Origin of the sequence: Nocardiopsis sediminis, from assembly GCF_042650565.1 — a bacterium.
Lineage (GTDB): Bacteria > Actinomycetota > Actinomycetes > Streptosporangiales > Streptosporangiaceae > Nocardiopsis_B > Nocardiopsis_B sediminis.
In genome coordinates, this window is record NZ_JBHSBH010000010.1 from 477,851 (window position 1) to 502,513 (window position 24,663).

At 75.0% G+C, this 24,663-nt stretch carries 20 protein-coding genes; 3 read left to right on the top strand and 17 right to left on the bottom strand.

Features of this window, described 5'->3' with window-relative positions; translation table 11 throughout:
* Positions 1-6,519 (top strand): SDR family NAD(P)-dependent oxidoreductase (locus tag ACFOVU_RS17185; protein WP_378534799.1); only part of this gene is annotated, 6,519 nt, incomplete at its 5' end.
* Positions 6,520-6,601: 82 nt separating this feature from the next.
* Here the strand turns inward: ACFOVU_RS17185 and ACFOVU_RS17190 are convergent.
* Positions 6,602-8,209, bottom strand: coding sequence for an FAD-dependent monooxygenase (locus ACFOVU_RS17190; protein WP_378534801.1), 1,608 nt, complete (start codon positions 8,207-8,209; stop codon positions 6,602-6,604).
* Between the two features lie 250 nt (positions 8,210-8,459).
* Here ACFOVU_RS17190 and ACFOVU_RS17195 point away from each other — a divergent pair, with 250 nt between their 5' ends.
* Positions 8,460-9,476, top strand: coding sequence for a methyltransferase (locus ACFOVU_RS17195; protein WP_378534803.1), 1,017 nt, complete (start codon positions 8,460-8,462; stop codon positions 9,474-9,476).
* Between the two features lie 115 nt (positions 9,477-9,591).
* Positions 9,592-10,512, top strand: coding sequence for a hypothetical protein (locus tag ACFOVU_RS17200; RefSeq protein ID WP_378534805.1), 921 nt, complete (start codon positions 9,592-9,594; stop codon positions 10,510-10,512).
* 75 nt (positions 10,513-10,587) lie between these two features.
* Here ACFOVU_RS17200 and asnB read toward each other — a convergent pair whose 3' ends face one another.
* The 16 genes from asnB to ACFOVU_RS17280 form a co-directional block, all read right to left on the bottom strand.
* Complete coding sequence (asnB, locus tag ACFOVU_RS17205) at positions 10,588-12,447, bottom strand: asparagine synthase (glutamine-hydrolyzing) (RefSeq protein WP_378534807.1); 1,860 nt, start codon at positions 12,445-12,447, stop codon at positions 10,588-10,590.
* A gap of 48 nt (positions 12,448-12,495) precedes the next feature.
* Positions 12,496-14,046: a peptide MFS transporter gene (locus ACFOVU_RS17210; protein WP_378534809.1), complete on the bottom strand. Its 1,551-nt coding sequence runs from the start codon at positions 14,044-14,046 to the stop codon at positions 12,496-12,498.
* Complete coding sequence (locus tag ACFOVU_RS17215; protein ID WP_378534811.1) at positions 14,043-15,113, bottom strand: ketoacyl-ACP synthase III family protein; 1,071 nt, start codon at positions 15,111-15,113, stop codon at positions 14,043-14,045. Before ACFOVU_RS17215 ends, ACFOVU_RS17210 begins: the two co-directional genes overlap by 4 nt.
* Before the next feature lie 9 nt (positions 15,114-15,122).
* Positions 15,123-16,460 (bottom strand): acetyl-CoA carboxylase biotin carboxylase subunit, encoded by a 1,338-nt coding sequence (locus tag ACFOVU_RS17220; RefSeq protein ID WP_378534813.1) that lies wholly within the window; start codon positions 16,458-16,460, stop codon positions 15,123-15,125.
* A 100-nt stretch (positions 16,461-16,560) separates the two neighbouring features.
* Positions 16,561-17,064, bottom strand: coding sequence for an acetyl-CoA carboxylase biotin carboxyl carrier protein (locus ACFOVU_RS17225; RefSeq protein ID WP_378534815.1), 504 nt, complete (start codon positions 17,062-17,064; stop codon positions 16,561-16,563).
* Positions 17,061-18,740 (bottom strand): acetyl-CoA carboxylase carboxyltransferase subunit alpha, encoded by a 1,680-nt coding sequence (locus tag ACFOVU_RS17230; RefSeq protein ID WP_378534817.1) that lies wholly within the window; start codon positions 18,738-18,740, stop codon positions 17,061-17,063. Before ACFOVU_RS17230 ends, ACFOVU_RS17225 begins: the two co-directional genes overlap by 4 nt.
* The gene (locus ACFOVU_RS17235) at positions 18,737-18,952 is read right to left on the bottom strand and encodes a hypothetical protein (RefSeq protein WP_378534819.1); all 216 of its coding nucleotides are present in this window, start codon (positions 18,950-18,952) and stop codon (positions 18,737-18,739) included. The genes ACFOVU_RS17230 and ACFOVU_RS17235 overlap by 4 nt, the downstream gene beginning before the upstream one ends.
* 48 nt (positions 18,953-19,000) lie before the next feature.
* Positions 19,001-19,309, bottom strand: a complete 309-nt coding sequence (locus tag ACFOVU_RS17240) for an antibiotic biosynthesis monooxygenase family protein (RefSeq protein WP_378534821.1) — start codon at positions 19,307-19,309, stop codon at positions 19,001-19,003.
* On the bottom strand, positions 19,306-19,656 hold the full coding sequence (locus ACFOVU_RS17245) for an antibiotic biosynthesis monooxygenase family protein (RefSeq protein WP_378534823.1): 351 nt from the start codon (positions 19,654-19,656) through the stop codon (positions 19,306-19,308). The genes ACFOVU_RS17240 and ACFOVU_RS17245 overlap by 4 nt, the downstream gene beginning before the upstream one ends.
* A gap of 2 nt (positions 19,657-19,658) precedes the next feature.
* Positions 19,659-20,408, bottom strand: a complete 750-nt coding sequence (locus ACFOVU_RS17250) for an SDR family NAD(P)-dependent oxidoreductase (protein WP_378534825.1) — start codon at positions 20,406-20,408, stop codon at positions 19,659-19,661.
* A 43-nt stretch (positions 20,409-20,451) separates the two neighbouring features.
* Positions 20,452-20,913, bottom strand: coding sequence for an anthrone oxygenase family protein (locus ACFOVU_RS17255; protein WP_378534827.1), 462 nt, complete (start codon positions 20,911-20,913; stop codon positions 20,452-20,454).
* A gap of 59 nt (positions 20,914-20,972) precedes the next feature.
* Entirely contained in the window at positions 20,973-21,440 is a 468-nt protein-coding gene (locus ACFOVU_RS17260) for an SRPBCC family protein (protein WP_378534829.1), read from the bottom strand.
* Positions 21,437-21,697, bottom strand: a complete 261-nt coding sequence (locus ACFOVU_RS17265; RefSeq protein WP_378534831.1) for an acyl carrier protein — start codon at positions 21,695-21,697, stop codon at positions 21,437-21,439. Before ACFOVU_RS17265 ends, ACFOVU_RS17260 begins: the two co-directional genes overlap by 4 nt.
* 29 nt (positions 21,698-21,726) lie before the next feature.
* Positions 21,727-22,944: a ketosynthase chain-length factor gene (locus ACFOVU_RS17270; RefSeq protein ID WP_378534833.1), complete on the bottom strand. Its 1,218-nt coding sequence runs from the start codon at positions 22,942-22,944 to the stop codon at positions 21,727-21,729.
* Entirely contained in the window at positions 22,941-24,212 is a 1,272-nt protein-coding gene (locus ACFOVU_RS17275; protein WP_378534835.1) for a beta-ketoacyl-[acyl-carrier-protein] synthase family protein, read from the bottom strand. The genes ACFOVU_RS17270 and ACFOVU_RS17275 overlap by 4 nt, the downstream gene beginning before the upstream one ends.
* Entirely contained in the window at positions 24,209-24,637 is a 429-nt protein-coding gene (locus ACFOVU_RS17280; protein ID WP_378534837.1) for a cupin domain-containing protein, read from the bottom strand. The genes ACFOVU_RS17275 and ACFOVU_RS17280 overlap by 4 nt, the downstream gene beginning before the upstream one ends.
* Between the last annotated feature and the right edge of the window lie 26 nt (positions 24,638-24,663).

Sequence of the window (24,663 nt, forward strand, 5' to 3'; positions counted from 1 at the left end):
GCGACCGCCCCGGGGCACCGGGCGCGGACGCCGGCCGACCTGGTCAACGCCCACATCGCCGTGGTCCTGGGCGACGACGCCGGGGCCATCGACCCGCGGCGGTCCTTCAAGGACCTCGGCTTCACCTCCCTGATGTCGACGGACCTGCTCACCCGCCTGAAGCAGGCCACGGGGCTGCGGCTGCCCGCCACCCTGCTGTTCGACCACCCGACCCCGGCGCGCCTGACCGAGCTGCTGGCGCGCGACCTCGCCGGTCCGGGCGCCCCGGAACGGGAGGCCCGGGAGGCGGCGCCGGTGCAGGAGGCGTCCGCACCCGCCCCGGGTGCGGAGCCGGTCGCGATCGTGGGGATGGGCTGCCGCTTCCCCGGCGGCGTGCGCAGGCCCGAGGACCTGTGGCGCCTGGTCGCCGAGGGCGCCGATGCCATCACCGGCTTCCCCGACGACCGGGGCTGGGACCTCGACGCGCTCCGCGGCGCCGGACCGGGCGCCCCCGGGACCTCCGCCACCGGCCACGGCGGGTTCCTGGACGACGCCGCAGGGTTCGACCCCGCGTTCTTCGGGATCAGCCCCCGCGAGGCCAACGCCATGGACCCCCAGCAGCGGCTGCTGCTGGAGACGTCCTGGGAGGCGGTGGAGCGCGCCGGGATCCGCCCCGGGGACCTGCACGGGCGCAGCGTCGGCGTCTTCGTGGGGGCGATGGCCCAGGAGTACGGGCCGCACCTGTGGGAGCCCGCCGAGGGCACCGGCGGCCATTTGCTGACGGGGACGACGGGCTCGGTCGCATCGGGGCGGATCGCCTACGTGCTCGGCCTGGAGGGCCCGGCGTTGACCGTGGACACCGCGTGCTCCTCGTCGCTGGTCGCGCTGCACCAGGCGGTCCAGTCGCTGCGCCGGGGCGAATGCGAGATGGCGCTGGCGGGCGGCGCGGCGGTGATGTCCTCACCGGGCATGTTCATCCAGTTCAGTGCGCAGGGCGGGCTCTCGCCCGACGGCCGGTGCCGGGCGTTCGGCGCCGGTGCCGACGGGACGGGGTGGGCCGAAGGCGCCGGGATGCTGCTCATCGAGCCGCTGTCGCGGGCCCGCGAGGCGGGACACCCGGTGCTCGCCGTGATCCGCGGATCGGCGATCAACCAGGACGGCGCCAGCAACGGGCTGACCGCACCCAACGGGGCCGCGCAGGAACGCGTCATCGCCCGCGCACTCGACGACGCCGGGCTGGGCCCGGCCGACGTGGACGCCGTCGAGGCGCACGGGACCGGGACCCCGCTGGGCGACCCGATCGAGGCCAACGCGTTGATCACCGCCTACGGCCGGGACCGGCCCGCCGGGCGCCCGCTGCTGCTCGGGTCGTTGAAGTCCAATATCGGGCACGCCCAGGCCGCCGCCGGCGTGGGCGGAATCATCAAGACGGTGCTGGCGCTGCGCAACGAGGAGTTGCCGCGCACCCTGCACGCCGACACCCCGTCGCCGCACGTCGGCTGGGACACCGGCGCGCTCCGGCTGCTCACCCGGCCGGTGCCGTGGCCCCAAGGGGCGGTGCCGCGCCGGGCGGGGGTGTCCTCCTTCGGGATCAGCGGCACCAACGCCCACGTGATCGTGGAGGAGGCGCCGCCGCAGGATGCCGGAGATGCCCGCTCCGGGGACGGGCCGGGCTCGGGCGGGACCGTGCCGTGGGTGCTCTCGGCGCGGACGGCGCCGGCGCTGCGTGCGCAGGCGGGGCGGCTGGCGGGGTTCGCGGCGGAGCATCCGGGGCTGGATCCGGCCGATGTCGGGTTCTCGCTGGCGACGACCCGTACCGCCTTCGAGCACCGCGCCGTGGTCCTGGGCACCCGCCGCCAGGACCTGGTGGACGGCTTGGCCGCTCTCCGTAATGGAGACCCCGCCCCGAACGTGGTCACCGGCCGCGCCGGCGCCTCCGCCGGTCCGGTCCTGGTGTTCCCGGGGCAGGGGGCGCAGTGGGCGGGGATGGCGGTCGAGCTCCTGGACACCTCCGCGGTGTTCGCCGCACGCATGGCCGAATGCGCGGACGCTTTGGCGCCGCACACCGACTGGCCGCTGCTGGAGACGGTGCGCGGCGGGAAGGGGGCCGCCCGCCTGGAACGGGTGGACGTCATCCAGCCGGTGCTATGGGCGGTCATGGTCTCGCTGGCCGAAGTGTGGAGATCGCTCGGGGTGGTCCCCGCCGCGGTCGTGGGCCACTCCCAGGGGGAGATCGCCGCCGCCTGCGTCGCCGGAGCCCTTTCCCTGGAGGACGCCGCCAAGGTCGCCGCCCTGCGCAGCCGCGCCATCACCGCCCTCGCCGGAACCGGCGCAATGGCATCGGTCCCGCTCGGCGCGGACAAGGTGCGGCGAAGGCTGAACGGCTGGGCGGAGCGGCTGCACATAGCGGCCGTGAACGGCCCCTCCACCACGGTCGTGGCCGGTGAACGCGCCGCCCTGGAGGCGTTCACCGCCGCCTGCCGGGCCAACGGGGTGCGGGCCCGCACGGTGGACGTGGACTACGCCTCCCACACCCCGCACGTGGAGGTCCTGCACGAGCAGCTGATGGACCTGCTCGACGGCATCACCCCGGGCTCGGCCGACGTCGCGTTCCACTCCACGCTGACCGGTGGCCGCCTCGACACCGCGGGGCTCAACGCCGACTACTGGTACTGCAACCTGCGCTCCCCCGTGTGCTTCCAGCAGGCGGTGGCGTCCCTGATCGCCGACGGGCACCGGCTGTTCATCGAGGCGAGCCCGCACCCCGTGGTGGGCATCGGCGTGCAGGAGTGCCTGGACGAGGCCGGGGTGCACGGCGCCGCCATCGGCACGCTGCGCCGCGGCGAGGGCGGCTGGGACCGGATCCTGACCTCGGTGGCACAGGCCCACGTGAACGGCGCCGACGTGGACTGGGACGCCGTCTTCGCCGATCGGCCGCGGGGCCGGCGGCGCCCCCTCGACCTGCCCACCTACCCCTTCCAGCACCGCCGCCACTGGCTGGCGCCCGGGTCCGCGGCGGCGCCGGACGCCGCCTCCGGCGCCGGCGCCGGCCCGGCCGGGCATCCGATGCTGGCGGCCGTGCTCGACATGGCCGGCAGCGGCGAGACGGTCTTCACCGGGCGGCTATCGCTCGATGCCCACCCCTGGCTGGCCGACCACACCGTGGACGGCACCGCCGTGCTGCCCGGCACCGCGCTGGTCGACCTCGCCCTCCACGCCGGCCGGCACCTCGACTGTGAGCGGCTGGACGACCTCACCTTGGAGTCACCCCTGCTCCTGGACGCCGCAGGCGCCACCGACCTCCAACTCACCGTCGCCCCCGCCGATGGCACCGGGCGGCGTGCCCTCACCGTGTACGGCCGGCCCTGCGGCACCCGCGATGCCGGCGGGGCGCCCTGGACGCGCACCGGATCGGGCACCCTCGCCCCCGCCGACGCCGCCGTGCCGCCGCACGACACGGCATGGCCGCCGCCGGGCGCCCAGCAGGTGGATCTGAGCGGCGCCTATGCGCGGCTGTCCGACCAGGGGCACGGCTACGGACCGGCGTTCCAGGGGCTGCGGGCCGCGTGGCTCAGCGGCGACGGAATCCTCGCCGAGATCGCCCTGCCCCCGGTGGCCGGCGGCGGGGGGTTCGGCATCCATCCGGCGCTGCTGGACGCCGCGCTCCACCCCCTCTTGGCCCCGGTGACCGGGCGCGGCCCGGCCGCGGGCGGGCCGCAGCTGCCGTTCTCCTGGACCGGCGTGCGGCTGCACGCCACGGGCGCCACCGCGTTGCGGGTCCACATCACCCCCGCCGGCCCGGGGGCGGCCGCACTGCGCATCACCGGCCCCGACGGCGCACCCGTCGCCGATATCGCCTCGCTCACCCTGCGGCGCCCGCCCGCGGGCACGATCGCCTCCGGCACCGGCGACGGCGGCGGATCGCTCTTCCGGATGGCGTGGGCGCCCGCCGCCCCCGGCGCTGTTCACGATGTCACCGCGGGCGGTGCAGCGGTGATCGGCGGGCCGGGCCCCGGCCTGCCCGGCGCCCGCCGCTACCTCGACCTGGACGCGCTCGCCGCGGCGCTGGAGGCGGGCCTGCCCGCCCCCGGCACGGTGGTCGCCCACGCCCCGCTGCCGGGCGGCACCACCGCCGAGGCCGCCGGCGCCACCGCACGCTGGGCCCTGGGCCTGGTGCAGGGGTGGCTGGCCGACGACCGGCTGGCCGCGTCACGGCTGATCGTGACCACCACGCGAGCGGTGGCGGTGCACGACGGCGACCGCCCGGCCGGCCTGCCCGCCGCCCCCGTGTGGGGCCTGCTGCGGTCGGCGCAGAACGAGCACCCCGGCCGGTTCGCCCTGCTCGATGTGGACGAGGACGCATCGGCGGCCGACGTCGCCGCGGCCGCGGCCACCGGTGCACCCCAGGCCGCGCTGCGCTGCGGGAGCGTCCACACGCCGTCGCTGGCCGGTACGGACGCGGACGGCACCCTGCTGCCCGCGGATCCCCAATGGCGGCTGGACGCCGGGAGCGGCGGGTCCATCGACGCCCTGGCGCCGGTGGCGGCGCCCACCCGGATGCCGCTCGGCCGGGGAGAGGTGCGCGTCGCGGTGCGCGCCGCCGGGCTCAACTTCCGCGACGTCCTCATCACGCTGGGCCTCTACCCGGGCCGGGCGGTCATCGGCACCGAGGCGGCGGGGGTGGTCGAGGACACCGGCCCCGGCGTCACCGGGATGGCGCCCGGCGACCGGGTGATGGGCCTGTTCCACGGTGGCGCCTTCGGAGTGTCCGCGACCACCGACCGGCGGCTGCTCGCCCCGATCCCCGACGGCTGGTCCTTCACCCGGGCCGCCGCCGTCCCGATCGCCTTCCTGACCGCCCACCACGGACTCGTGGACCTGGCGGGGACCGGCCCCGGCCAACGGGTCCTCGTCCACGCGGCCGCCGGCGGGGTCGGCACGGCCGCCGTCCAGCTGGCCCGCTCCCTGGGGGCGGAGGTGTTCGCCACCGCCTCGCCCGGCAAATGGGACGCGCTGCGCGCGGCCGGGCTCGACGACGCGCACATCTCCGATTCGCGGACCCTGGACTTCGAGCAGCGGTTCCGGGAGGCCACCCGCGGAGCGGGCATGGACGCGGTGCTGAACACGCTCGCGGGCGAGTTCACCGACGCCTCCCTGCGGCTGCTGGCCCCCGGCGGCACGTTCGTGGAACTGGGCAAGACCGACGTCCGCGACCCCGCGCCCGAGGGCGTGGCCTACCGGCCCTTCGACCTGCTGGAGGTCGACCCCGACCGGATCGCGGAGATGCTCGCCGGCCTGGTCGCGCTCCTGGACCGCGGGGATCTGGCGGCACCGCCGACGACCGCCCTGCCCGTGTACCGCGCCCCGGAGGCGTTCCGCCGCCTCCAGCAGGCGGCGCACGTGGGCAAGATCGTGCTGACACTGCCCCCGCGGCCCGCCCCGGAGGGCACCACCCTGATCACCGGCGGGACCGGGACCCTGGGCCGCGAGGTGGCCCGCCACCTCGCGGCCCGGCACGGAGCCGGGCATCTCCTGCTCGTCGGCCGGCGCGGCGCGTCCGCCGAGGGGGCGGACGGCCTGGCCGCCGAGCTCGCCGGACTGGGGTGCGAGGTGACGTTCGCCGCCTGCGACGCCGCCGACCGCGCGGCGCTGGCGGAGGTGATCGGGTCCATCCCGGCGCGGCACCCGCTGACCTCGGTGATCCACGCGGCGGGGGTGCTGGAGGACGGCACCGTCGAAGCCCTCACCGCCGGCCACATCGACCGCGTGTTCGGCTCCAAGGTGGACGCGGCGTGGAACCTGCACGAGCTGACCCGCGACCTGCCCCTGTCGTCCTTCGTGCTGTTCTCCTCGGTGGCCGGGGTCGTGGGAACCGCGGGCCAGGCCAACTACGCCGCGGCCAACGCGTTCCTGGACGCGCTCGCCCACGAGCGCCGCGCCGAGGGCCTGCCCGCGACGTCGCTGTCATGGGGGCTGTGGGAGCAGGCCAGCGGCATGACCGGGCACCTGGACCGGGCCGACCTGGCCCGGATGGCGCGCACGGGGTTCGCCCCGGTCGCCACCGAGCGGGCACTGGAGCTGCTGGATGCGGCCCTCACGACCGGCCACCCGCACCTGGTGCCGGTGCGCCTGGACCCGTCGGTGCTGCGCGACCGGTCCGCCCACGGGGCCCTTCCCTCAGTGGTGCGCGGGCTGGTCCCCGCGCCCGAGCCGGACCGGCCCCGGCAGCAACGGGTGACGCAGGGGTCCGCATCGTCGTGGGCGGACCGCCTGGCGGGGCTCCCCGAGGCCGAGCGCGCCGTCGGGCTGGAGGCGCTGCTGCGCGCGCAGGTCGCCACGGTGCTGGGCCATGACTCGCCCGATGCGGTGGAGCCGGGCGGCACGTTCGAGGAGATGGGCTTCGACTCCCTGACCTCGGTGGAGCTGCGCAACCGGCTCAGGTCGGCGACCGGTCTGCGGCTGCCCGCCACCGTGGCGTTCGACTACCCCACGGTGGCGGACCTGGCCGGGCGGCTGCTGAGCGATCTGCGGGCGGGCTGAGGACGCTGTCCCGGCCCCGGTGTGGCCCGCGGCCCTGAGGCAGCGCGGCGGGCGGCGCCGGGGCCGGCGTCGCTTCCGGCCCTCAGTCCCCCGCGCGGCCCATCATGAGCTCCAGGGCGGTGGCGAGCGGCACGGCGGCGGCCTCCGGAGGGCCCGGGCTGCGCCAGCCGACGAACCCGTCGGGGCGGACGAGCACGGCGCCCTCGGGGCCGACACCGTAGGCGGTGTGCCAGGCCCGCCCCGTCGCGGTGAAGTCGGCGTCCTCGCGGTAGGCGTCCAGGGGGATGCCGGTGCTCCGGGCCGCCGCGCGGGCGGTGTCGCACCACGCGCCGCCCTTGCCCCCGGCGAGCAGGACCGGCCGGCTCCCGAACAGGTCGAGCAGCGACATCGCCCGCCCGTCCCGCTCGACGCGCAGGTGCGGGGCGCGCGTGCCCGGCTCTGCACTGAGCGCAACAGGGTCGGTGAAGGGCGGCTCCTCCTCGGCCCCCGCTTCGGCGGCGATGGCCGGCGAGAGGTAGCGGTAGCCGAACGTGACGGTGAGCGTGCCGAGCAGGGCCGCCTTCTGCTCGGGGCCGGCGAACCCGGCGCGGGCGGCCAGCCGCAGCCCGGCCTGGCGCATGGTGGCCTCGGCGACCGGCCGGCGCTCGGTGTCATAGGTGTCCAGCAGGGCCTCGCCGGCCACCCCGCCGACCACCGCCGCCAGTTTCCACGCCAGGTTGTGGACGTCCTGGATCCCGGTGTTGGCGCCGTACCCGCCCACCGGCGGCAGGACGTGGGCGGCGTCGCCGGCCAGGAACACCCGGCCCGAGCGGAACCGCTCGGCCACCAGCGCCGCCATCTCCCACGGCAGCGCCGAGCGGATGGCGACCTCCTGGCCGGGCACGCCGATGGCGGCGCGCACCAGCTGCGTGCAGCGCTCCTCGGTGAAGTCCTCGGGGCCCTGCCCGTCCTCGGGGCGGTAGGTGACGATCAGCGTGCCCTGGCGCAGCGAGTCGTCGTGCCCGAGCACGCCCTCGACCTGCGCGTTGCGGACCTGGCAGATCGCGAACCGGCGATCGCCCAGCACCCCGCGCAGGTCGGCGCGGAACAGGATGCTCATCTGGTGGCGCAGGGTGCCGCGTCCCCGCCGGGCGATGCCCAGCCGCTCGCGCAGCCGGCTGTGGGCGCCGTCGGCGGCGATGACATAGCGGGCGCGCACGGCGCTGCGCCGCCCGGTGGCCCGGTCGGTGAGGACGGCACGCACACCGTCGTCCCCGGGTTCGCCGAGCTCGGTGAGTTCGGTCCCGAAACGCACATCGGCGCCGAGTTCGCGGGCGCGCCGCAGCAGGATGGGCTCGATCCGGTCCTGGCTCAGCGAGACGACGCGCTCGACCGGGCTGACGTGGCCGACGTCCTCGGGGGCGGGGATGCGGCCGATGGACACCTCCCGGCCCGCCAGCGACTCCACGCGGCCGTTGAGGACGTGCCCGCTGAACCCGGCGCTCTCGGCCAGGACGGCAGACTCGACGCCCACGGTCCGCAGCAGTTCCATGGTGCGCGGGTACAGCCCCCACGCCTTGGGGTGGGTCGAGGTTCCGGTGTGGCGTTCGGCCAGCACCGAGGGGACCCCGTGCCAGGACAGGAACAGTGACGCGGACAGGCCCGCCAGCCCTCCGCCGACGATCAGCACCGGCGTGGTCTCCTCGCGCACGGCGCCCCCTTTCCTCGGTCGCGACCGGCCACAGCCTGTCACCCGCCGCTGGCCATCCCCTAGTGAACCGCTGGCGGCGCGGTGGGCGCCCTGCCCGCGCAGTCGCGGCGGCTCCGGCCGGGGCCGCCCCGGCGGGCCGGGCCCGGTAGGGCGCCGTTCAGCCGTGTACGACCCCGTGTCGATCCCGCTCTGGCACGGTCGGACCACCATCCGCGCTTCGGGACCGCACACGACGAGAAGGAGCCTTGGTGTGGACAGCACAACGGAGATCACGACCTCGGAGGCAGGCGCCCTGGTCGAGCTGGGGCAGGGGTTCTGGGCCGCGAAGACGTTCCTGACGGCGGTCGAGCTGGACCTGTTCACCGTGCTCGCCGAGAAGCCGCTCACCGAGCCGGAGGTGCGCGAGCGCCTGGGCCTGCACCCGCGCGCCACCCGCGACTTCCTGGACGCGCTGGTGGGCCTCGGGGTCCTGCTCCGCGAGGACGGCCGCTACCGCGGCAGCGCGGCGGCCGAAATGTACCTGGACAAGCACAAGCCCACCTACATCGGCGGCCGGCTGCTGCTGCTCAACTGGCGCTACGAGGTGTGGGGGCGGCTGCCCGACCTGCTGCGCAGCGGCGACCCGCAGTCCAAGAGCAGGCACGACTTCGACGCGTTCTACCGCAACCCCGAGGCGGTCAAGCGGTTCATGCTGGCCATGGACGGCGCCAACGCCGAGATCGGCCCGGCGCTGGCGCGGGCCTTCGACTGGACCGGGAAGGGGTCGTTCGTCGACATCGGCGGGGCGCGCGGCAACCTCGCCGCCGAGATCGTGAAGGCGCACCCCCACCTGACCGGGGGCTGCCTGGACCTCCCCCCGGTCGAGCCGGTCTTCGACGAGCACATGGCCCGGCTCGGGCTGGCCGACCGCGTGACGTTCCACCCGGCCGACTTCTTCACCGACCCCCTGCCCGAGACCGACGTCATGGTGTTCGGGCACGTGCTGCACGACTGGGACGACGAGAACCGGGTGCGGCTGCTGCGCCGCGCCTACGAGGCACTGCCCGAAGGCGGCGTCGCGCTCGTCTACGACGCGCTGGTCGACGACGACCGGCGCGACCCCGCCAACCTGCTCCGCAGCCTCAGCATGCGGCTGGTGACCCCGGGCGGATCGGAGTACACGGCCGCGGACTGCCGCGGCTGGCTGGAAGCCGCGGGCTTCACCGATGTCTCCACCACGCCCCTCACCCGCTCCGACGCACTGGTCGTCGCGCACAAGCAGGCGTGAACCCCGCACGCACGGGCCGTGGGCGGGCCGCCGGACCGGCGGCCCGCCCACGGCCAGACCACGTCCACGTCCTCCCCTCCGCCGGCGGAGGGGATTTCCCCGTTAGGAGTTCCGGATGAGACCCCTCTCCCCTCCCCCGCACGGCCCTTCCCGGCGCCGGCTGCTGACCGGAGCGGCGGGCGCCGCGGTGCTGGGCGCCGCGGCCACCACCATGGGTGCGCCCGCCGCCCACGCCGCCGGGCGCACCGCCGCCGATCCGATCGAGGTCGTGCTGCTGCCCGACGAGTTCACCGTCCCCGAGCGGGTGCCCAGCGGCCTGGTCACCTTCCACGTGAGCACCCCCGAGGCAGCGGGCCGCTCGCTGCTGCTGGTGCGGCTGCGTGAGGGGGCGACCGTCGACGAATTCCTGGAGGCCCTGGCCGGCACCAACGCCCAAGACCCGGCCGAGAAGGCCGCGGCCGCGCGCCGGGTCACCGCGACCGCCGAGAACCTCGGCGGCGCGGTCGTGGCGGCCGGGACCGACGCCTCGTTCACCCAGCTCCTCGGCAGGGGCGGCTACCTGCTGGTCAACTTCGGCTACAGCAGTGCGGGGTCGCGGCCGATGGTGCGCGAGATCCGGGCGGGCGCACCGTCGGGCACCCCCGCCCCGGGCGTGCACGCCTGCATCGCCCAGGTCGACGACGGCGAGGGCACGGCCTTCGAGGTCTCCCCGGGCAGGCTGCCCGCCCGCGGCACCTACAGCGTCGTCAACACGACGGCGACGCCGCAGGAGGCGATGGTGGCCCGGGTCCGCGAAGGGACGACGGCCGAGGACGTGCGCGCCTACTTCGACGCGTTGCGCAACGGCGAGCCGCCCGGCGACGTCCCGGTGCTCACCCGCCCGGTGGGGCTGGCCCCGCTGGCCGGCGACCGCTGGGGGCTGCTGCACACCGAGTTCGAGCCCGGCCCCTACGTGCTGTTCTCCTTCACCATCGATCACGACACCGGCTACGCGCACGCCCTCCAGGGCATGTTCCGGATGATCACGCTGGTCTGACACCGATGCACCGCGGCCGCAGGAACAGCGTTCCTGCGGCCGCGGTGCATTCGGCGGCGGGGCGCGCGGCGACGCTCACACGTGCAGCCGGACGCCGTACATGCCCAGCCACATGTTGAGCTGGAGCAGCATCTCGGCGTGGGTGCGGGCCACCCACACGCCGCGCCCGGCCACCAGCGACCCCGAGTCGGCGATCACCCGGGCGGCCGCCTCCCGGTCCACCAGATCGGCGACGGGCGCCGAGGGGTCGGCCAGCACCCGGGCCAGCTCGGCGCAGAGCCCCTGCGCGTAGGCGGCGTCCTGGGTGACGGGGTAGGGGGACTTGCGGCGGTCGAGCACCGACGCCGGCAGCACATCGGACAGCGCCGCGCGCAGCAGGCTCTTCTCGCGGCCGTCGAAGCCCTTCATCGCCCAGGGGGCGTTGAACACGTACTGGACCAGGCGGTGGTCGCAGTAGGGCAGGCGCAGCGCCAGCCCCACGGACTGCGCGATGGACTCGCTGTGCGGGATCAGCGTCTCCAGCCAGTTGGTGACGTTGATGTACCAGATCTCGCGCATCCGCCGTTCGCCGGAGGACTCCCCTTCCACGTGCGGCACCCGCGCCATCGCCTCCCGGTAGCGCTCGGCGGCGTAGCCGCGGACGTCCAGCGCCCCCAGCAGGTCGGCGGAGAGCAGGTCGGTGCCCAGCCCGTGTTGCGCCCCCACGCGGCCCGCCATGGCGACCCAGGGGAAGGTCTCCGCCTTGACCAGCCGGTCGTCGCCCACCCACATCACGCCGCCGAACACGCCGTCGGCGGCGTCGCCGAGGAGCGCGATCCGGGTGTGCTCGCGCACGGCGCGGAAGAGCACGTACAGCGAGGTGTTCATGTTGCCCAGCGGTGTGGGCACGTCCTTGGCGCGCAACGCGTTGCGCGCCACCAGCGGGTCGAGCAGGTCCCCGGTCCCCACGGCGATGTCGGTGTGGCGGGTCCCGGCCTTGTGCACCATCTCGGCGACGAAGGGCGCATCGGGGGTGCTCCACACCTCGTCGGCCTCGAAGTCCTCGGGGGCGCCGAAGGCGACCGAGAAGGTGCGCAGCGGACCCCGGCCGCTCCCGTCGAGGGCGCGGGCGGCCAGAGCGGTCACCCCGCTGGAGTCCAGGCCCCCGGAGAGCATCATGCCCAGCGGGACATCGGCGTCGAGCTGCCCGGCGACGGCGTCGGTGAGCAGGCCGCGCACGGTGTCGACGGTGGTGGGGAGGTCGTCGGTGTGGGGGCGACCCTCCAGCGCCCAGTAGCGTTCCTCGCGCACCCCGTCGCGGCCGACCCGGACGACGTGTCCCGGCCGGACCTGGTGCACGCCGCGGAACACGCCGTGCCCGGGGGTTCCCGCGTAGGAGAGGAGTTCCCGGAGGCCGTCCAGGTCGACGGCCGGCTCCACGAGGGGGTGGGCCAGGATCGCCTTGCGTTCGGAGGCGAAGACGGCCCCCGCCGCGGTGGGGTGGTAGAAGAGCGGCGCGTTGCCCAGCCGGTCGCGGACGAGCAGCAGCTCTTCGCGGCGGGCGTCCCACACGGCGAACGCGTAGCCGCCGGTCAGGTGCTCGGCGCACCGGTGGCCCCACTCCAGGTAGGCGGCGAGCGCCACCTCTGCGGGTCCTCGCCCCTGGAACCGGTGGCCGCGCGCCGCCAGCCGGGCGCGCACCTCCGGGGCGTTGTAGACCTCACCGGCGAAGGCGACCACCGCGGCGGTGTCTGCGTCGCGGTGGGCTTCCAGGGGCTGGGGGGTGGCGTCGCCGCCGAGGTCGAGCAGGCGGTGCCCGAGGAGCGCGTGCCGTCCGGCCCAGATCCCTTCGGCGTCGGGGCCCCGGCAGGCCATGGTGGCGGTCATCGCCCGGATCGTGCCGGTCTCCCGGGAGAGGTCGCGTTCGTAGTCCACCCAGCCCGCGATTCCGGACATGGTGTTCCTTTCGGTCGGGCCGCGATGGCGGCGTCGTGTCGGCTCGGGTCAGGAGGCGGCAGCGGGCCGCGTATCGGGCCGGGCGGCGGGTGCGTCGGGGTCTGGGCCGCCGGCGGTCCCGGCCGCCAGGCGAGTGCCGAGGGCGCGGGCGGCTGCGCCCAGGGCCACGGCGGTGGCCAGCCCGGCGGCGGCCAGCACCAGGTGGTAGCCGGATTCCGGGATCGCCTCGGCGAGGCGCGCCAGCTGCCCGCCCACGGCCGCGCCCACCGCTGCGAACAGCCAGAAGAGGCCCAGGATCTGGCCGGAGCGGCCCGTGGGCGCGACCTCGGCGGCCAGGCTCAGCCCGACCGGGGCGATCGCCAGCTCCCCGCAGACGATGAGCAGGTAGACCCCGAGCAGCCACAGTGGGGACACCGGCCCGGTCTCGGCCGCGGTGGCGGCGAGGGCCATCAGCGCGAAGGACAGCCCGCCCAGCAGCAGCCCGCCGGTGAACTTGGCGGGTGCGCTCATGCGGGCGCCCAGCCGCACCCACAGGGCGGCGAACACCGGCGCCAGCAGGAGCAGGAACAGCGGCTGGACCGACTGGAACCAGCTGGCGGGGACGACGAACCCCAGCAGCGAGCGGCGCACCGAGTCCAGGGCGAACAGGTTGAGCAGCGCGGGCCCCTGCGCGTAGAGCATCCAGAACACCGCCGAGGCGATCAGCATCCACACGAACGCGCGCAGCCGGGTCCGCTCGGCGGCCGCGAGCCCGCTGCGCCGCAGCAGGGAGGTGTAGTAGGCGGCCGGGACGCACACGACGGCCAGGCCGACGGCCATGAGCACGCGGTCGAACCCGACGAGTCCGGTGGCGACCGCAGCGGTTGCCGCCGCGGCGGGCGTGCCGCCCCACAGCAGGGTGCGGCGCAGCGCGCGCCGCCCTTCCTCGGGGCTCAGCGGGTCGGCGGGGTGGCGCCCGACGTCGCCGAGGTGGCGCATGCCCAGCACGTAGTGCAGCAGCCCGAGGGCCATTCCCGCGGCGGCGATGCCGAAGCCCAGGTGCCAGTCGATCCGTTCGGCGGCGTAGCCGGTGGCCAGCGGGGCGAACAGGGCACTGACCTGGATGCTCACATAGAAGACGGAGAACGCGGCCTCGCGGCGCTCGGGCCGGCCCCGGTACATCTGGCCGATCATCGCCGCCATGCTCGGCTTGACCAGCCCGCTGCCCGCGATGATCAGGCCCAGCCCGGGGTAGAGCGAGACGGGGACGGGCACGGCCATGCAGGCGTGCCCGGCGGCGATGAGCACGCCGCCGTAGAGGGTGGCGCGGCGCGCACCGAGTATCCGGTCGGCGACCCAGCCTCCCGGCAGCGCGGACATGAACACCAGGGACATGTAGATCCCGAACAGGCCGGCGGCGTCGCCGGTGGTCATGCCCATGCCGCCTTCGGCCGCGGGGGCCACCAGGTAGAGGTAGAGGATGGCGAGCAGCCCGTAGAAGCTGAACCGCTCCCACATGTCCACGATGAACAGGGTCCCGAACCAGCGGGGGTGCCCCAGGAAGGTGCGCTCTGCGGGGGCGGGGAGGGGGCCGGCGGCCCGGGTGCGCCGGGGGCTCATGCCGCACCGGTCCTTTCGCGCAGGGTGGGGCCGGCGGCCGTCGGCGGGGGCGGTGGGCTCAGCATCTCCACGACGGCGACCGACCACGTAAAGCCCGCTCCCACGCCCGCGAGGAGGCAGAGGTGCCCCGGCAGCAGGTGCCCGGAGTCGGCCAGATGGCCCAGGCCCGCGATCTGGTCGCCGGCCCCCAGGTGGCCGATGCGGCGCCCCCAGTCCCAGGTGGTGCGGTCGGGGTCGATGTCGAACTTGCCGTAGAAGTGCGCCGTCATCCGGGCCCGGCCGAGGTTGGGCAGCACGAACCGGTCGATGTCGCCCAGGTCGGCTCCGGCGTCGTCCAGCGCCCGCTTCAGCGCCTCGGCCTGTCCGGCGTCGATCCGGTCCAGAACGGTGTCGAGCCCGGCCTGGGCGACGTAGGCGCGGCGCTGCACCTCCACGTCGATGGGGGTGCGTGCGGTGAGCGGGGCGCAGGAGAAGGGGTCGGTGCCGCGCTGCATGGCCTCCAGCGCGGGGTCGGAGACGGTGACCAGGCTGCGCAGCCGGGCGAATCCGCTCCGGGACGACAGCACCAGGGCGGTCCCGCCGTCGGCGTAGACGGTCCCCGGGTCGCTGGCCCACCGGTCGAACCCGGGGCGGGCGAAGCGGTCGCCGGTGGTGATGAGCGCCCGCTCCCGTGCGGGGTCGGCCAGGGTGTAGGCGGCGGCCAGCTCCAGGGCGGCCAGTCCCCCGTTGGACATCTGGCGCACCTCGATGGCCGGGCAGTCGTTGCCCAGCGCCGCGCGCTGCACATACGAGGCGGGCGCCCACATGTCGTGGCCCTGGAAGTAGGTGCCGGCGTGCAGCAGCAGGGCGACGCCGGCGGGGTCGCCGCCGGATTGGCGCAGCGCCCGGCGGGCGGCGTGCACGGCCATCTCGGGGCCCGATTCCCCCGCGGAGACGCACACCGATTCGATGCCGGTCCGCCAGACCGCCCGGCGTTCGCACAGCCCGGCGCGCACGGCGTCGGCGACGGCCTGTGGCGGGGGCAGGTGGCGTCCGGTCCCGGCGATGTAGAGATTGCCGAACCTCACGGGGGTCTCCTAGGGGAACATGTCCTGCACCAGTGAGGTGCTGTGCTTGGCGTTCTGGAAGCGCGAGTGCGCGAGGATCTCGCGCAGCAGCGCGGTGGTGGTGTGCACCCCGCGGCCGGCGATGCGGAACTCGCTTAGGGCGCGGTCCATCCGGGCGATCGCGGTCTCGCGGTCGGGCCCCCAGGTGATGACCTTGGCCAGGAGGGGGTCGTAGTCGGGGGTGACCGTCCATCCGGGGTAGGCGTGGGTGTCGACGCGGGTGAAGGGGCCGCCGGGCGGGCGGAACTCCGCGAGTGTCCCGGGCGCGGGGGCGAAGCCGCGCCGGGGGTCCTCCATGTTGATCCGGCACTCGATGGCGGCACCGCGCGGGGCGGCGTCGCCGGTCTCCAGCCGGGCCCCGGCGGCCACCCGGATCTGTTCGCGGACCAGGTCGCACCCGGTGACCATCTCCGTCACGGGGTGCTCGACCTGGATGCGGCAGTTGATCTCGATGAAGGCGAAGTCGTCGCCGTCGACGAGGAATTCGACGGTGCCGGCCCCGGTGAAACCGGTCGCCAGAGCCCCGGTGACGGCCGCCCGGCACATGCGCTCGACCATGGCGGGGTCCAGGCCGGGGGCCGGTGTCTCCTCGATGAGCTTCTGGTGGCGTCGCTGCACCGAGCAGTCGCGGGCGCCCAGGTGCACGCCGTTGCCGTGCCGGTCGCAGAGCACCTGGACCTCCACGTGCCGGGCGGTCTCCACGAAGCGCTCGATGTAGACGCGGGCGTCGCCGAACAGGGACCGGGCGGCGGCACGGGTGCGCCGGTAGGCGGCGGGCAGGTCGCGGGGCTCGTGGACCACGCTCATGCCGCGTCCCCCGCCGCCCGCCGCCGCCTTGATGATGACGGGGTAGCCGATCCGTTCGGCGGCCGCAGCGGCCGCGGCGGCGCTGTCGCGGGTGCCCGCGCTCCCCTCGAGGACGGGCAGGCCGGCCCGGGCCATGATCCTGCGCGCACCCGCCTTGTCGCCCAGGCGCGCCATCACCTCGGCCGGGGGGCCGATGAACGTCAGCCCGTTGGCGGCGCAGATCTCGGCGACATCGGGGTCCTCGGACAGGAATCCGTAGCCGGGGTGCACCGCGTCGGCGCCGGTGCGGCGCGCGGCCTCGATGACGGCGGGGACGTTGAGGTAGCTCTCCTTGGCGGCGGGCGGGCCGATGCACACGGCCTCGTCGGCGAAGTCCACCACAGCGGAGTCCGCGTCGGCGGTGGAGTACACGGCGACGGTCCGGATGCCCATCTCGCGGCAGGTACGGGCGACGCGCAGGGCGATCTCGCCCCGGTTGGCTATGAGAACGGTGCCGAACATGTGCACTCCTCGTCGGCGTGCGGAGGCGGGCGGCCGCGGCCGCCGCACCCCCGGGCTCCTGCATCGGGGGTCGGTGAGGGGACCGGGTGCGGCGCCCGGTTCAGTTGCGGTCGCGGTCGGGGGTGAGGGCGACCAGCGGCCGACCGTACTCCACCGGGGTTCCGTCGGGGACGAGGATCTCCTCGACCCGCCCGCTGGTGCCCGCTTCGATGGCGTTCATCAGCTTCATCGCCTCCAGGATCCCGACCTGCCGGCCGGGTTCGACCAGGTCGCCCGGGCGGATGAAGGGGGCGGCGCCGGGCTCGCGGGCGTGGTAGAAGGTGCCGACCATGGGGGCCAGGACGTAGGTGCGCGCGTCGTCGCCGCGGCCGGCCGGGGGCGTCGGGGCCGCGGAACCGGCGGGGGCGGCCTCGGAGGGCGTGTCCCCGGCCGAGGCGGGGCGCGGCCACTCCAGCTCGACGTGGAGCTCGCCGGAGCGGATGCTGATCCGCTGCGGCGGCCCCGCTGCGGTGCGCGTCAGCTCCCCGGCCTGGCGGCAGATCTCCCGCAGGTCCGTCGCGGCTTGCGTGTGCGGCGGGGTGTCGTCGGTGGGCGTCTCGGTCACCGTTGCGGCCTCCTGTTCGACGGGGTGCCGGGCCGGCGGTAGCGGCGGCGGCGTTCGGCGACGAGTTCGGCGGGAGCGTGCCCGTCGAGCTCGGCCAGCGTCGCCGCCAAGGCGTCGCGCAGCAGCTCGGCGGTGATCACGGGGTCGGTGTGCGCGCCGTCCCCGGGTTCGGGGACCACCGCGTCGGCCACGCCCATGCGCAGCAGTTCGCGGGCGTCCAGGCGCAGTGCGGCGGCGGCCTCGGGCGCCCGGGCTCCGTCGCGCCACAGGATCGCGGCGCACCCCTCAGGGCTGATGACCGAGTAGACGGCGGCCGACAGGCACAGCACCCGGTCGGCGACGCCGAGGGCGAGTGCGCCGCCGCTGCCGCCCTCGCCGGTGACCAGGGACACGACGGGCACGTTCAGGCCCGCCATGAGCCGCAGGTTCTCGGCGATGGCGGCCGCCTGGCCGTGCTCCTCGGCGGAGACCCCGGGGTGGGCGCCGGGGGTGTCGATGAAGGTGATGACCGGGACCCCGAGCTTGGCGGCCAGCCGCATGAGCCGGGCGGCCTTGCGGTAGCCGTCGGGGGTGGGCATCCCGAAGCCGCGCCCGATGCGCTCCGCGGTGGTGTGGCCCTTCTGGTGGCCGACGACCACGACCGTCTCCCCGTTGAACGACCCCAGCCCGCCGACCACGGCCGGGCAGTCGCCCGACATCCGGTCGCCGTGCAGCTCCTGGAACTCGTCGAGCAGGTGGGTGATGTACTCCAGGGTGGTGGGGCGGTCCTCGTGGCGGGCCAGGCGGACCGCGGCCCAGGGGTCGCGCCGCGGCAGGTCCGCCGCCCGCGTCACCCGCGGGTCGGCCGCGGGCGGGCGGCGGCGCCCGGGGCGGCGCACCGCGATGAGGTGGGCCAGCACCTGGCGCAGCCCGGCGCGCGGGCACACGTCGTCGATGAGCCCGTGCTCCAGCAGGAACTCCGCGGTCTGGAAACCCTCTGGCAGGGTCTGGCCGATGGTCTGGGCGATGACGCGCGGGCCGGCGAAGCCCATGCGCGCGCCGGGCTCGGCGATGATCACGTCGGTGAGGGTGGCGAAGGACGCCGCGACCCCGCCGAAGGTCGGGTCGGTGATGACCGACACCGTGAGCAGTCCGGCGCGGTCGAGCGCCGCGAGCGCTTCGGCGGTGGCGGCCATCTGCAACAGGGCGAGGACGCCCTCCTGCATGCGGGCTCCGCCCGATGCGGTGACCAGGACGAGGGGGACCCGCTCGCGCAGGGCCGCCTCGGCGGCCTGGACGATCCGCGCGCCCACGGCGGTGCCCAGGCTGCCGCCCATGAACCTGAAGTCCATGGCGGCCAGGACGAGCGGGTGGCCCTCGACGGTGCCGGAGACGCACAGGACGGCCTCGGTGAGGCCGGTCCGCTCACGCGCCTGCGCCAGCCGCTCGGTATAGGGGCGCAGGTCGGTGAAGGACAGCGGGTCCTCGGCGGTCTCCGGCTCGGGCAGCGCGGCTGCCGATCCCGGGTCGAGCAGCTGCGCGGTCCGCTGCGGGGCGCTCAGGCGGGCATGGTGGCCGCACTCGGCGCACACGTACAGGTCGCGGGCGAACCGCTTGCCGTAGAGGAGCCTGCGGCACCGCTCGCAGGCGGTCCACGCCGGCGCCTCCCCGGCTGGAGGGGACAGGGTTTCGGTCATGCGGGGTCCTCCTTCCACGGGTCGCGGGGGGCGGGCCGCCCGGACGCATCCCGGCCGTCCGGGCGGCCCTGGTGCGGGTCGTCGTACTCGGTGCCGAAGGGGTAGGGCGAGAACATCCGCCCGTAGGCCACGAGCGCCCAGCCCACCCAGCGCAGGCCCGATCGCACGGCGCCGGCCACCGTGCGGGGCGGCCGTCCGCCGGTCCGCGCCATGGCTCCTCCCTCGTTGTGGTCGCTCTGTTGTGCGCTCGCGCCGGGGCGTCAGAACGCCGCGGCGACCTCGTACACCTCGAAAAAGCGGTCGCGCCCCCGGTCCTGGTAGGGGCGCAGCGGCGCCGTGGCCAGCCGGTGGTCGGCGCCCTTCTCCCACGTGACGAACGCGTCGAGGCTCTCCCACTCGCTCATCACCAGCAGCCGCCCTGCGTCGTCGGCGGCGCGCAGCAGCTCGTTGCCGAGCAGCCCGGGGGTGCCGGCCAGATGCCGGCTGATGTCGTCGTAGGCGCGCTCGACCGCCTCGGGTCCGGTGTCGGGCGCGCGGTGCCAGATGAGGACCCGCGCCCGGCCGCTCATCGCGCGTCCCCGGCCGTCGCGCGGGCCCGCCCGGGCAGGTCGTGGACCACGTGCATGATGGACATGGCGCCGCCGCGCCGGAAGGGGTGCAGCTTGGTGCGGTGGGTGACGTGGGCGTCGCTGTGCTCGAACTCGCGGAAGCGCGCCTCGTCGACCCAGTCGCTGATGACGTAGTAGACGCCCTCCTCCTCGGCGCTGCGCATCAGCCACTGCCCGAGGTTGGCGGGGTGCTCGGTGATGACGCTGCCGATGGACAGCCACGTCTGCTCGAAGCCCTCGTCCATGCCGGGGTGCAGCTCGAACCGCAGCATGACGCGGAACACGGGGGCGGGGGTGGTCGTGCTCATGCTCAGATGCCTCCGTCCACAGGGATGGTCGCGCCGGTGACGTAGCGGGACAGGTCGCTGGCCAGGAACAGGACGACGTCGCCGATCTCGTCGGGGGCGCCGAGGCGGCCCAGTGAGGTCAGCGCCTGATAGCGGGCCTGGAGCTGGGCGTACTTCTCCGGCGGCAGCTTGGCCGCTTCCTCGGTCTCGATGACACCGGGCTCCACCACATTGACCCGGATGCCCTTGCCGCCCAGCTCCTTGCACAGCGAGCGCGACAGGCCCACGAGCCCGGCCTTGGCGGCGGTGTAGTGGGCGCGGGTGGGGATGCCGACCGTGGCGACGCGCGAGCCGATGTTGACGATCGACGCGCCCTCGCCCAGCAGCGGCAGCGCCTTCTGGATGACGGTGAAGGCGCCGGTGAGGTGGGTGTCGATGACCCGGTGCCACTCGTCCTCGGGCAGGTCGGCGTAGGGGACGTGGCTGATCACGCCCGCGTTGTTGACGACCACGTCGAGGCCGCCCAGGCGGGTCCGGCACTCCTCGACGAGGTGGGCGACCTGGGCGGGATCGGTGACGTCGGCGCGGATGACGTGGTGATCGCCGGGGATGCCCTTGAGCTCGCGGGCGAGGCTGTCCACGGCGTCGCCGTCTCGGCGGTGGCAGGCCACGACGTTGGCGCCGGCCCGGGCCAGGGTGAGCGCGATGGCCCGCCCGATTCCGCGCGAGCCCCCCGTGACCAGGGCGTTCTTTCCGGTTATCTGGAGTGCCATGGGATCCTCATCTGGTGTCGTGACAGCGGTTTCAGCGGGGGGGTCACAGCAGGGTGGCGGCGATGACGGCGTTGATCGCCAGGGCGGCGGCCGACAGGGCGGTGCGCACCGCGTTCCAGTACCTCCACCGCTCGCGGGGGTCGACCTCGTCCCAGTCGTCGGGGAGCGCCTGGGGGTCCAGGCGGGCGACCCAGCGGTTGATGGGCACGTTCTTGGTGAGCGAGACCGCCATGGCGGCGATCAGCACCGCGGCCGCCGCCCCGGCCAGCCCGCGGGCCAGGGCCCCCGGCGCCGCGGCGATCAGCGCGAGGTCGGCCGCCAGCGCGGTGAGCAGGCAGATCGGCATGAACGGGTCCATGCGGGTGACCAGGAACATGTGCACGGGCACGTACTGATCGCGGGGCAGCCGCAGGAGCAGCGGAGCCCCGCCCAGGAAGGCGATCATCATCCCGCCGGTCACCAGCCCGTTGCCCGTCAGCGCCAGGGGAAGGAGAAACTGGTACATGCGCGTGTCCGTCCGTGTCCGTCCGCGGGCCGCCGTGGCAGGCGGCGGCCCGCGGGCGCTCAGGAGAGCGTGCTCCCGGCGGCCTTCTTCTCGACCTGCTCCTTGATGTGGGCCATCTGCACGGCGGTGTTGGCGCGCAGGTGCTCGGCCATGGCGTCGTCGTCGAACGGCATCTCGTCCTTGACGTGGAACTCCTGCACCCAGCGCATGTCGACCCCGCCGCCGGGGGCTTCGCGGTAGTCCCAGAAGATGTTCATGAACTCGAAGGGGCCGGTCTCCACGCGGTGGGCCCGCACGGTGCGCGTGGCGCGGTCGGGGGTGCGCTCGGAGACCCAGCTCCACACCTTGCCGTTCTCGTCGGGGTGCAGGGCCAGCCGGAACCGGATGGTGTCACCGTCGCGGGCCAGGACGGTCGCCTCGGCGTACTCGGTGAACAGCGACGTCCACGACTCCACGTCGTTGGTCATGTCCCAGACGGTGTCCATGGGCGCGTCGATGCGGACCGTCGCCTCGGTGCGGGCGCTCACGACCCCACCACCGCCATCCGCCGGTTGACGTAGTCCACGAACTCCCGGGGGGTCTCCAGCTCGCCGACCGCCTCCTCCGGGATGGCGACGCGGAACTCCTTCTCGACCTTGTTGGCGATCTCCAGCACCGCCAGCGAGTCGTAGCCCAGGTCGCCGAAGGGGGTCGCGGCGATGTCGCCGTCCAGGTCGACGGAGTCGTCCACCCCCACGGCCGCGCGGGTGACGCGGCGGAAGTCGTCCATGGTGAACTCGGCCATTGCGGTCCTCCTGTTCGCTGTCGGTCGGGTCAGGCGCCGGGGCCGCGGACGACGAGGGCGGAGTTGAAGCCCCCGTTGCCGCGCGCCAGCACCAGGGCGGTCCGCACCGGGGCGCTGCGCGGCTCCCCGCGGACCAGGTCGATGTCGCAGCCGGGGGCGAGCTCGGTGACGTTGGCGGTCGGCGGAAGAACGCCGTCGCGGATGGCCAGCAGAGCGGCGACCACGTCCAGCGCGCCGGCCCCGGCGTAGATGCGCCCGGTGAGCGCCTTCGGCGCGGTCACGGGGACCGCGTGGGGCCCGAAGACGGCGCTGATGGCGGCGGCCTCCTCGGCGTCGAGGGCGGGCACCCCGGCGGCGTCGGCGAAGACGACGTCCACGTCTCCGGGGGTGACACCGGCGTCGGCGAGGGCCGATTCGATGGCGCGGCGCAGGGCGGGCGGGCGCCCACTGCCGGGCCGGGGGTCGAAGGTGGCGGCGTAGCCGGAGATCTCGCCGTAGGGGGTCCCCGCCCCGCGGTCGCGGGCGGAGCCGGCGTCCTCCACGATGAGGATGGCCCCGCCCTCGCCGGGGACATAGCCCGAGGCGTCGGCGTCGAAGGGCAGGTAGGCGCGGCCGGGGTCGTCGCGGGTGCTCAGCCTGCGGGTGGGGATCTGGGCCACGATGCCGGCGGGCGACATCGCCGACTCGGTGCCCCCGGCCAGGACCATGCGCTGGCCCTGACGCAGGACCCGCCGGGCGTGGCCGATGGCGTCGAGCCCGCCGGCCTGCTCGGTGACCACCACGCCGCAGTGGCCGCGCAGCTTGTGCCGGATGGACAGCTGCCCGGTGGTGGCGGCGTAGAACCACGCGATCGACATGTAGGCGCTCATGTGGGCGGGGCCGTTGGTCCACAGGTTCTGTAATTCGCGCTGGCCGAACTCGACGCCGCCGGTGGCGTTCGCGGTGACCACGCCCAGCTCGTACTCGGGCAGCTCGGCGGGGGTGATCCGGGCGTCGGCGAGGGCCATCTCGGCGGCGGCGATCGCCAGATGGCTCATCGTGGAGGTCTCGACCAGGAGTCGGCCGGGCACGAGGTCGACGGGGTCGAAGGTGATCTCGCCGGCCAGGGACACGGGGTAGGCGGAGCAGTCGAACCGCCGGATGCGGTCGATCCCGCTCTTGCCGTCCAGGGTCGCGGACCAGTAGGCGTCGGTGGTCAGGCCGTTGGGGGCCATGACACCCATGCCGGTGACGACGGCGGACCTCATGCCCTCACCTCTCCGGGGGCGGCGACCACGATGGCGCTCTGGAACCCGCCGAACCCGCTGCCCACCGACAGCACCGCATCGGTGCGGTGCTCGCGTGCGGTCAGGGGGACGTAGTCCAGGTCGCATTCGGGGTCGCTGGTGTGCAGGTTCGCGGTGGGCGGCACGACGTCGTTCTCGATGGCCAGCGCGCAGGCCGCGATCTCGATGGCGCCGATGGCGCCCAGGGAGTGCCCGACCATGGACTTGATGCCGCTCATCGGCACGTCGTAGGCGCGGTTGCCCAGGGCGGCCTTGACGGCGGCGGTCTCGTGGCGGTCGTTCTGCTTGGTGCCCGAGCCGTGGGCGTTGACGTAGTCGATGTCGTCGGGGCCCAGCCGGGCCTGGTCCATGGCCACCCGGATGGCCTCGGCCATCTCGCGGCCGTCGGGTTTGAGCCCGGTCATGTGGAAGCCGTTGGCGCGGGTGGCGTACCCGGCGATCTCGCAGTAGACGTGGGCGCCGCGCCGCCGTGCGGCGACGGTGCTCTCCAGCACGAACATCGCCGATCCCTCGCCCAGGACGAGCCCATTGCGCTCGGCGTCGAAGGGGCGGCACGCCTCGGCGGGGCGGTCGTTGGTGACCGAGGTCGCCTTGATCGCGTCGAAGCAGGCCACGGTGATGGGCGAGATGGGGGCGTCGGTGGAGCCGGCGATGACGATGTCGGCCGCGCCCTCCTGGATGAGCCCGGCGGCGTAGCCCAGGGCGTCGATACCGGAGGTGCAGCCGGAGGACACCACCGAGGTCGGTCCCTCGGCGCCGCTGGCCCAGGCCACTTCGCGCGCCAGCGAGCTGGGCGCGAAGTAGTCGTACATGTGCGGCACGGCGTACTCGTGGTCGACGATCCAGGAGCGCCCGCTGTCGCTGACGACGGTGTACTCGTGCTCCAGGCCCATGGTGCAGCCGACGGCGTTGCCCACGGTCACCGCGGTGTGCTCGGGGACCAGGTCGCCGGTGGCCAGCCCGCTGTCGGCGATGGCCTCGCGGGCCGCCACGACCGCGAACTGGGCGCCCCGGTCCATGCGCCGGATCTCGCGGGGGGTGAGGCCGTGGGCGGCCGGGTCGAAGTCGGCCTCGGCGGCGATCTGGCAGCGGAACCCGGCGGGGTCGAAGAAGGTGATGCGGCGGGTGGCGGTGCGCCCGGCCGTGATGGCCGCCCAGAACGCGTCGCGGCCGACGCCGCCCGGGGCGACCACGCCGATGCCGGTGACCGCGACTCCTCTGCCGCTCATCTGGCGCCACCGACCTCGGGGTCCGGGGCGTCCTCGCTGCCGGGCGGCACTTCCAGGTCGATGTGGCCCAGCTCGGGCCGGGGCGCCAGCGGGCTGAGGTGGAACACGATGCGCACCGCGGTGGCGCCGGCGCGCACGCGGTGGGGCGCGCCAATGGGCACCATGAGCGCGTCGCCGGGCCCCAGCTCCACCTCGTCGGTGCCCACGCGCATCAGCACGGTGCCCTCGATGACGTGGACGAACTCCTCGGAGTAGGGGTGGATGTGCTCGCAGACGTATTCGCCGGGCTCCAGGGTGAGGACGCCGCCGAAGCCCGATGTGGACCCGACGGTCTTGGGGCTGAGCAGGACGCGCACATCGCCGCCCCGGCGCCGGTTGGCGGGGACGTCGGCCGCGGCGATCTTCTTCGCTGACGTGGTGGTCACGGTCTTCTCCTCTCGGCAGGCCGTAT

What these genes read in the sequence shown, in the direction of transcription:
- ACFOVU_RS17200 (WP_378534805.1), top strand. Translation starts at nt 9,592, where the DNA reads ATGAGACCCCTCTCCCCTCCCCCGCACGGCCCTTCCCGGCGCCGGCTG.
- asnB (WP_378534807.1), bottom strand. Translation starts at nt 12,447, where the DNA reads ATGTCCGGAATCGCGGGCTGGGTGGACTACGAACGCGACCTCTCCCGG.
- ACFOVU_RS17210 (WP_378534809.1), bottom strand. Translation starts at nt 14,046, where the DNA reads ATGAGCCCCCGGCGCACCCGGGCCGCCGGCCCCCTCCCCGCCCCCGCA.
- ACFOVU_RS17220 (WP_378534813.1), bottom strand. Translation starts at nt 16,460, where the DNA reads ATGTTCGGCACCGTTCTCATAGCCAACCGGGGCGAGATCGCCCTGCGC.
- ACFOVU_RS17230 (WP_378534817.1), bottom strand. Translation starts at nt 18,740, where the DNA reads ATGACCGAAACCCTGTCCCCTCCAGCCGGGGAGGCGCCGGCGTGGACC.
- ACFOVU_RS17235 (WP_378534819.1), bottom strand. Translation starts at nt 18,952, where the DNA reads ATGGCGCGGACCGGCGGACGGCCGCCCCGCACGGTGGCCGGCGCCGTG.
- ACFOVU_RS17240 (WP_378534821.1), bottom strand. Translation starts at nt 19,309, where the DNA reads ATGAGCGGCCGGGCGCGGGTCCTCATCTGGCACCGCGCGCCCGACACC.
- ACFOVU_RS17245 (WP_378534823.1), bottom strand. Translation starts at nt 19,656, where the DNA reads ATGAGCACGACCACCCCCGCCCCCGTGTTCCGCGTCATGCTGCGGTTC.
- ACFOVU_RS17250 (WP_378534825.1), bottom strand. Translation starts at nt 20,408, where the DNA reads ATGGCACTCCAGATAACCGGAAAGAACGCCCTGGTCACGGGGGGCTCG.
- ACFOVU_RS17255 (WP_378534827.1), bottom strand. Translation starts at nt 20,913, where the DNA reads ATGTACCAGTTTCTCCTTCCCCTGGCGCTGACGGGCAACGGGCTGGTG.
- ACFOVU_RS17265 (WP_378534831.1), bottom strand. Translation starts at nt 21,697, where the DNA reads ATGGCCGAGTTCACCATGGACGACTTCCGCCGCGTCACCCGCGCGGCC.
- ACFOVU_RS17270 (WP_378534833.1), bottom strand. Translation starts at nt 22,944, where the DNA reads ATGAGGTCCGCCGTCGTCACCGGCATGGGTGTCATGGCCCCCAACGGC.
- ACFOVU_RS17275 (WP_378534835.1), bottom strand. Translation starts at nt 24,212, where the DNA reads ATGAGCGGCAGAGGAGTCGCGGTCACCGGCATCGGCGTGGTCGCCCCG.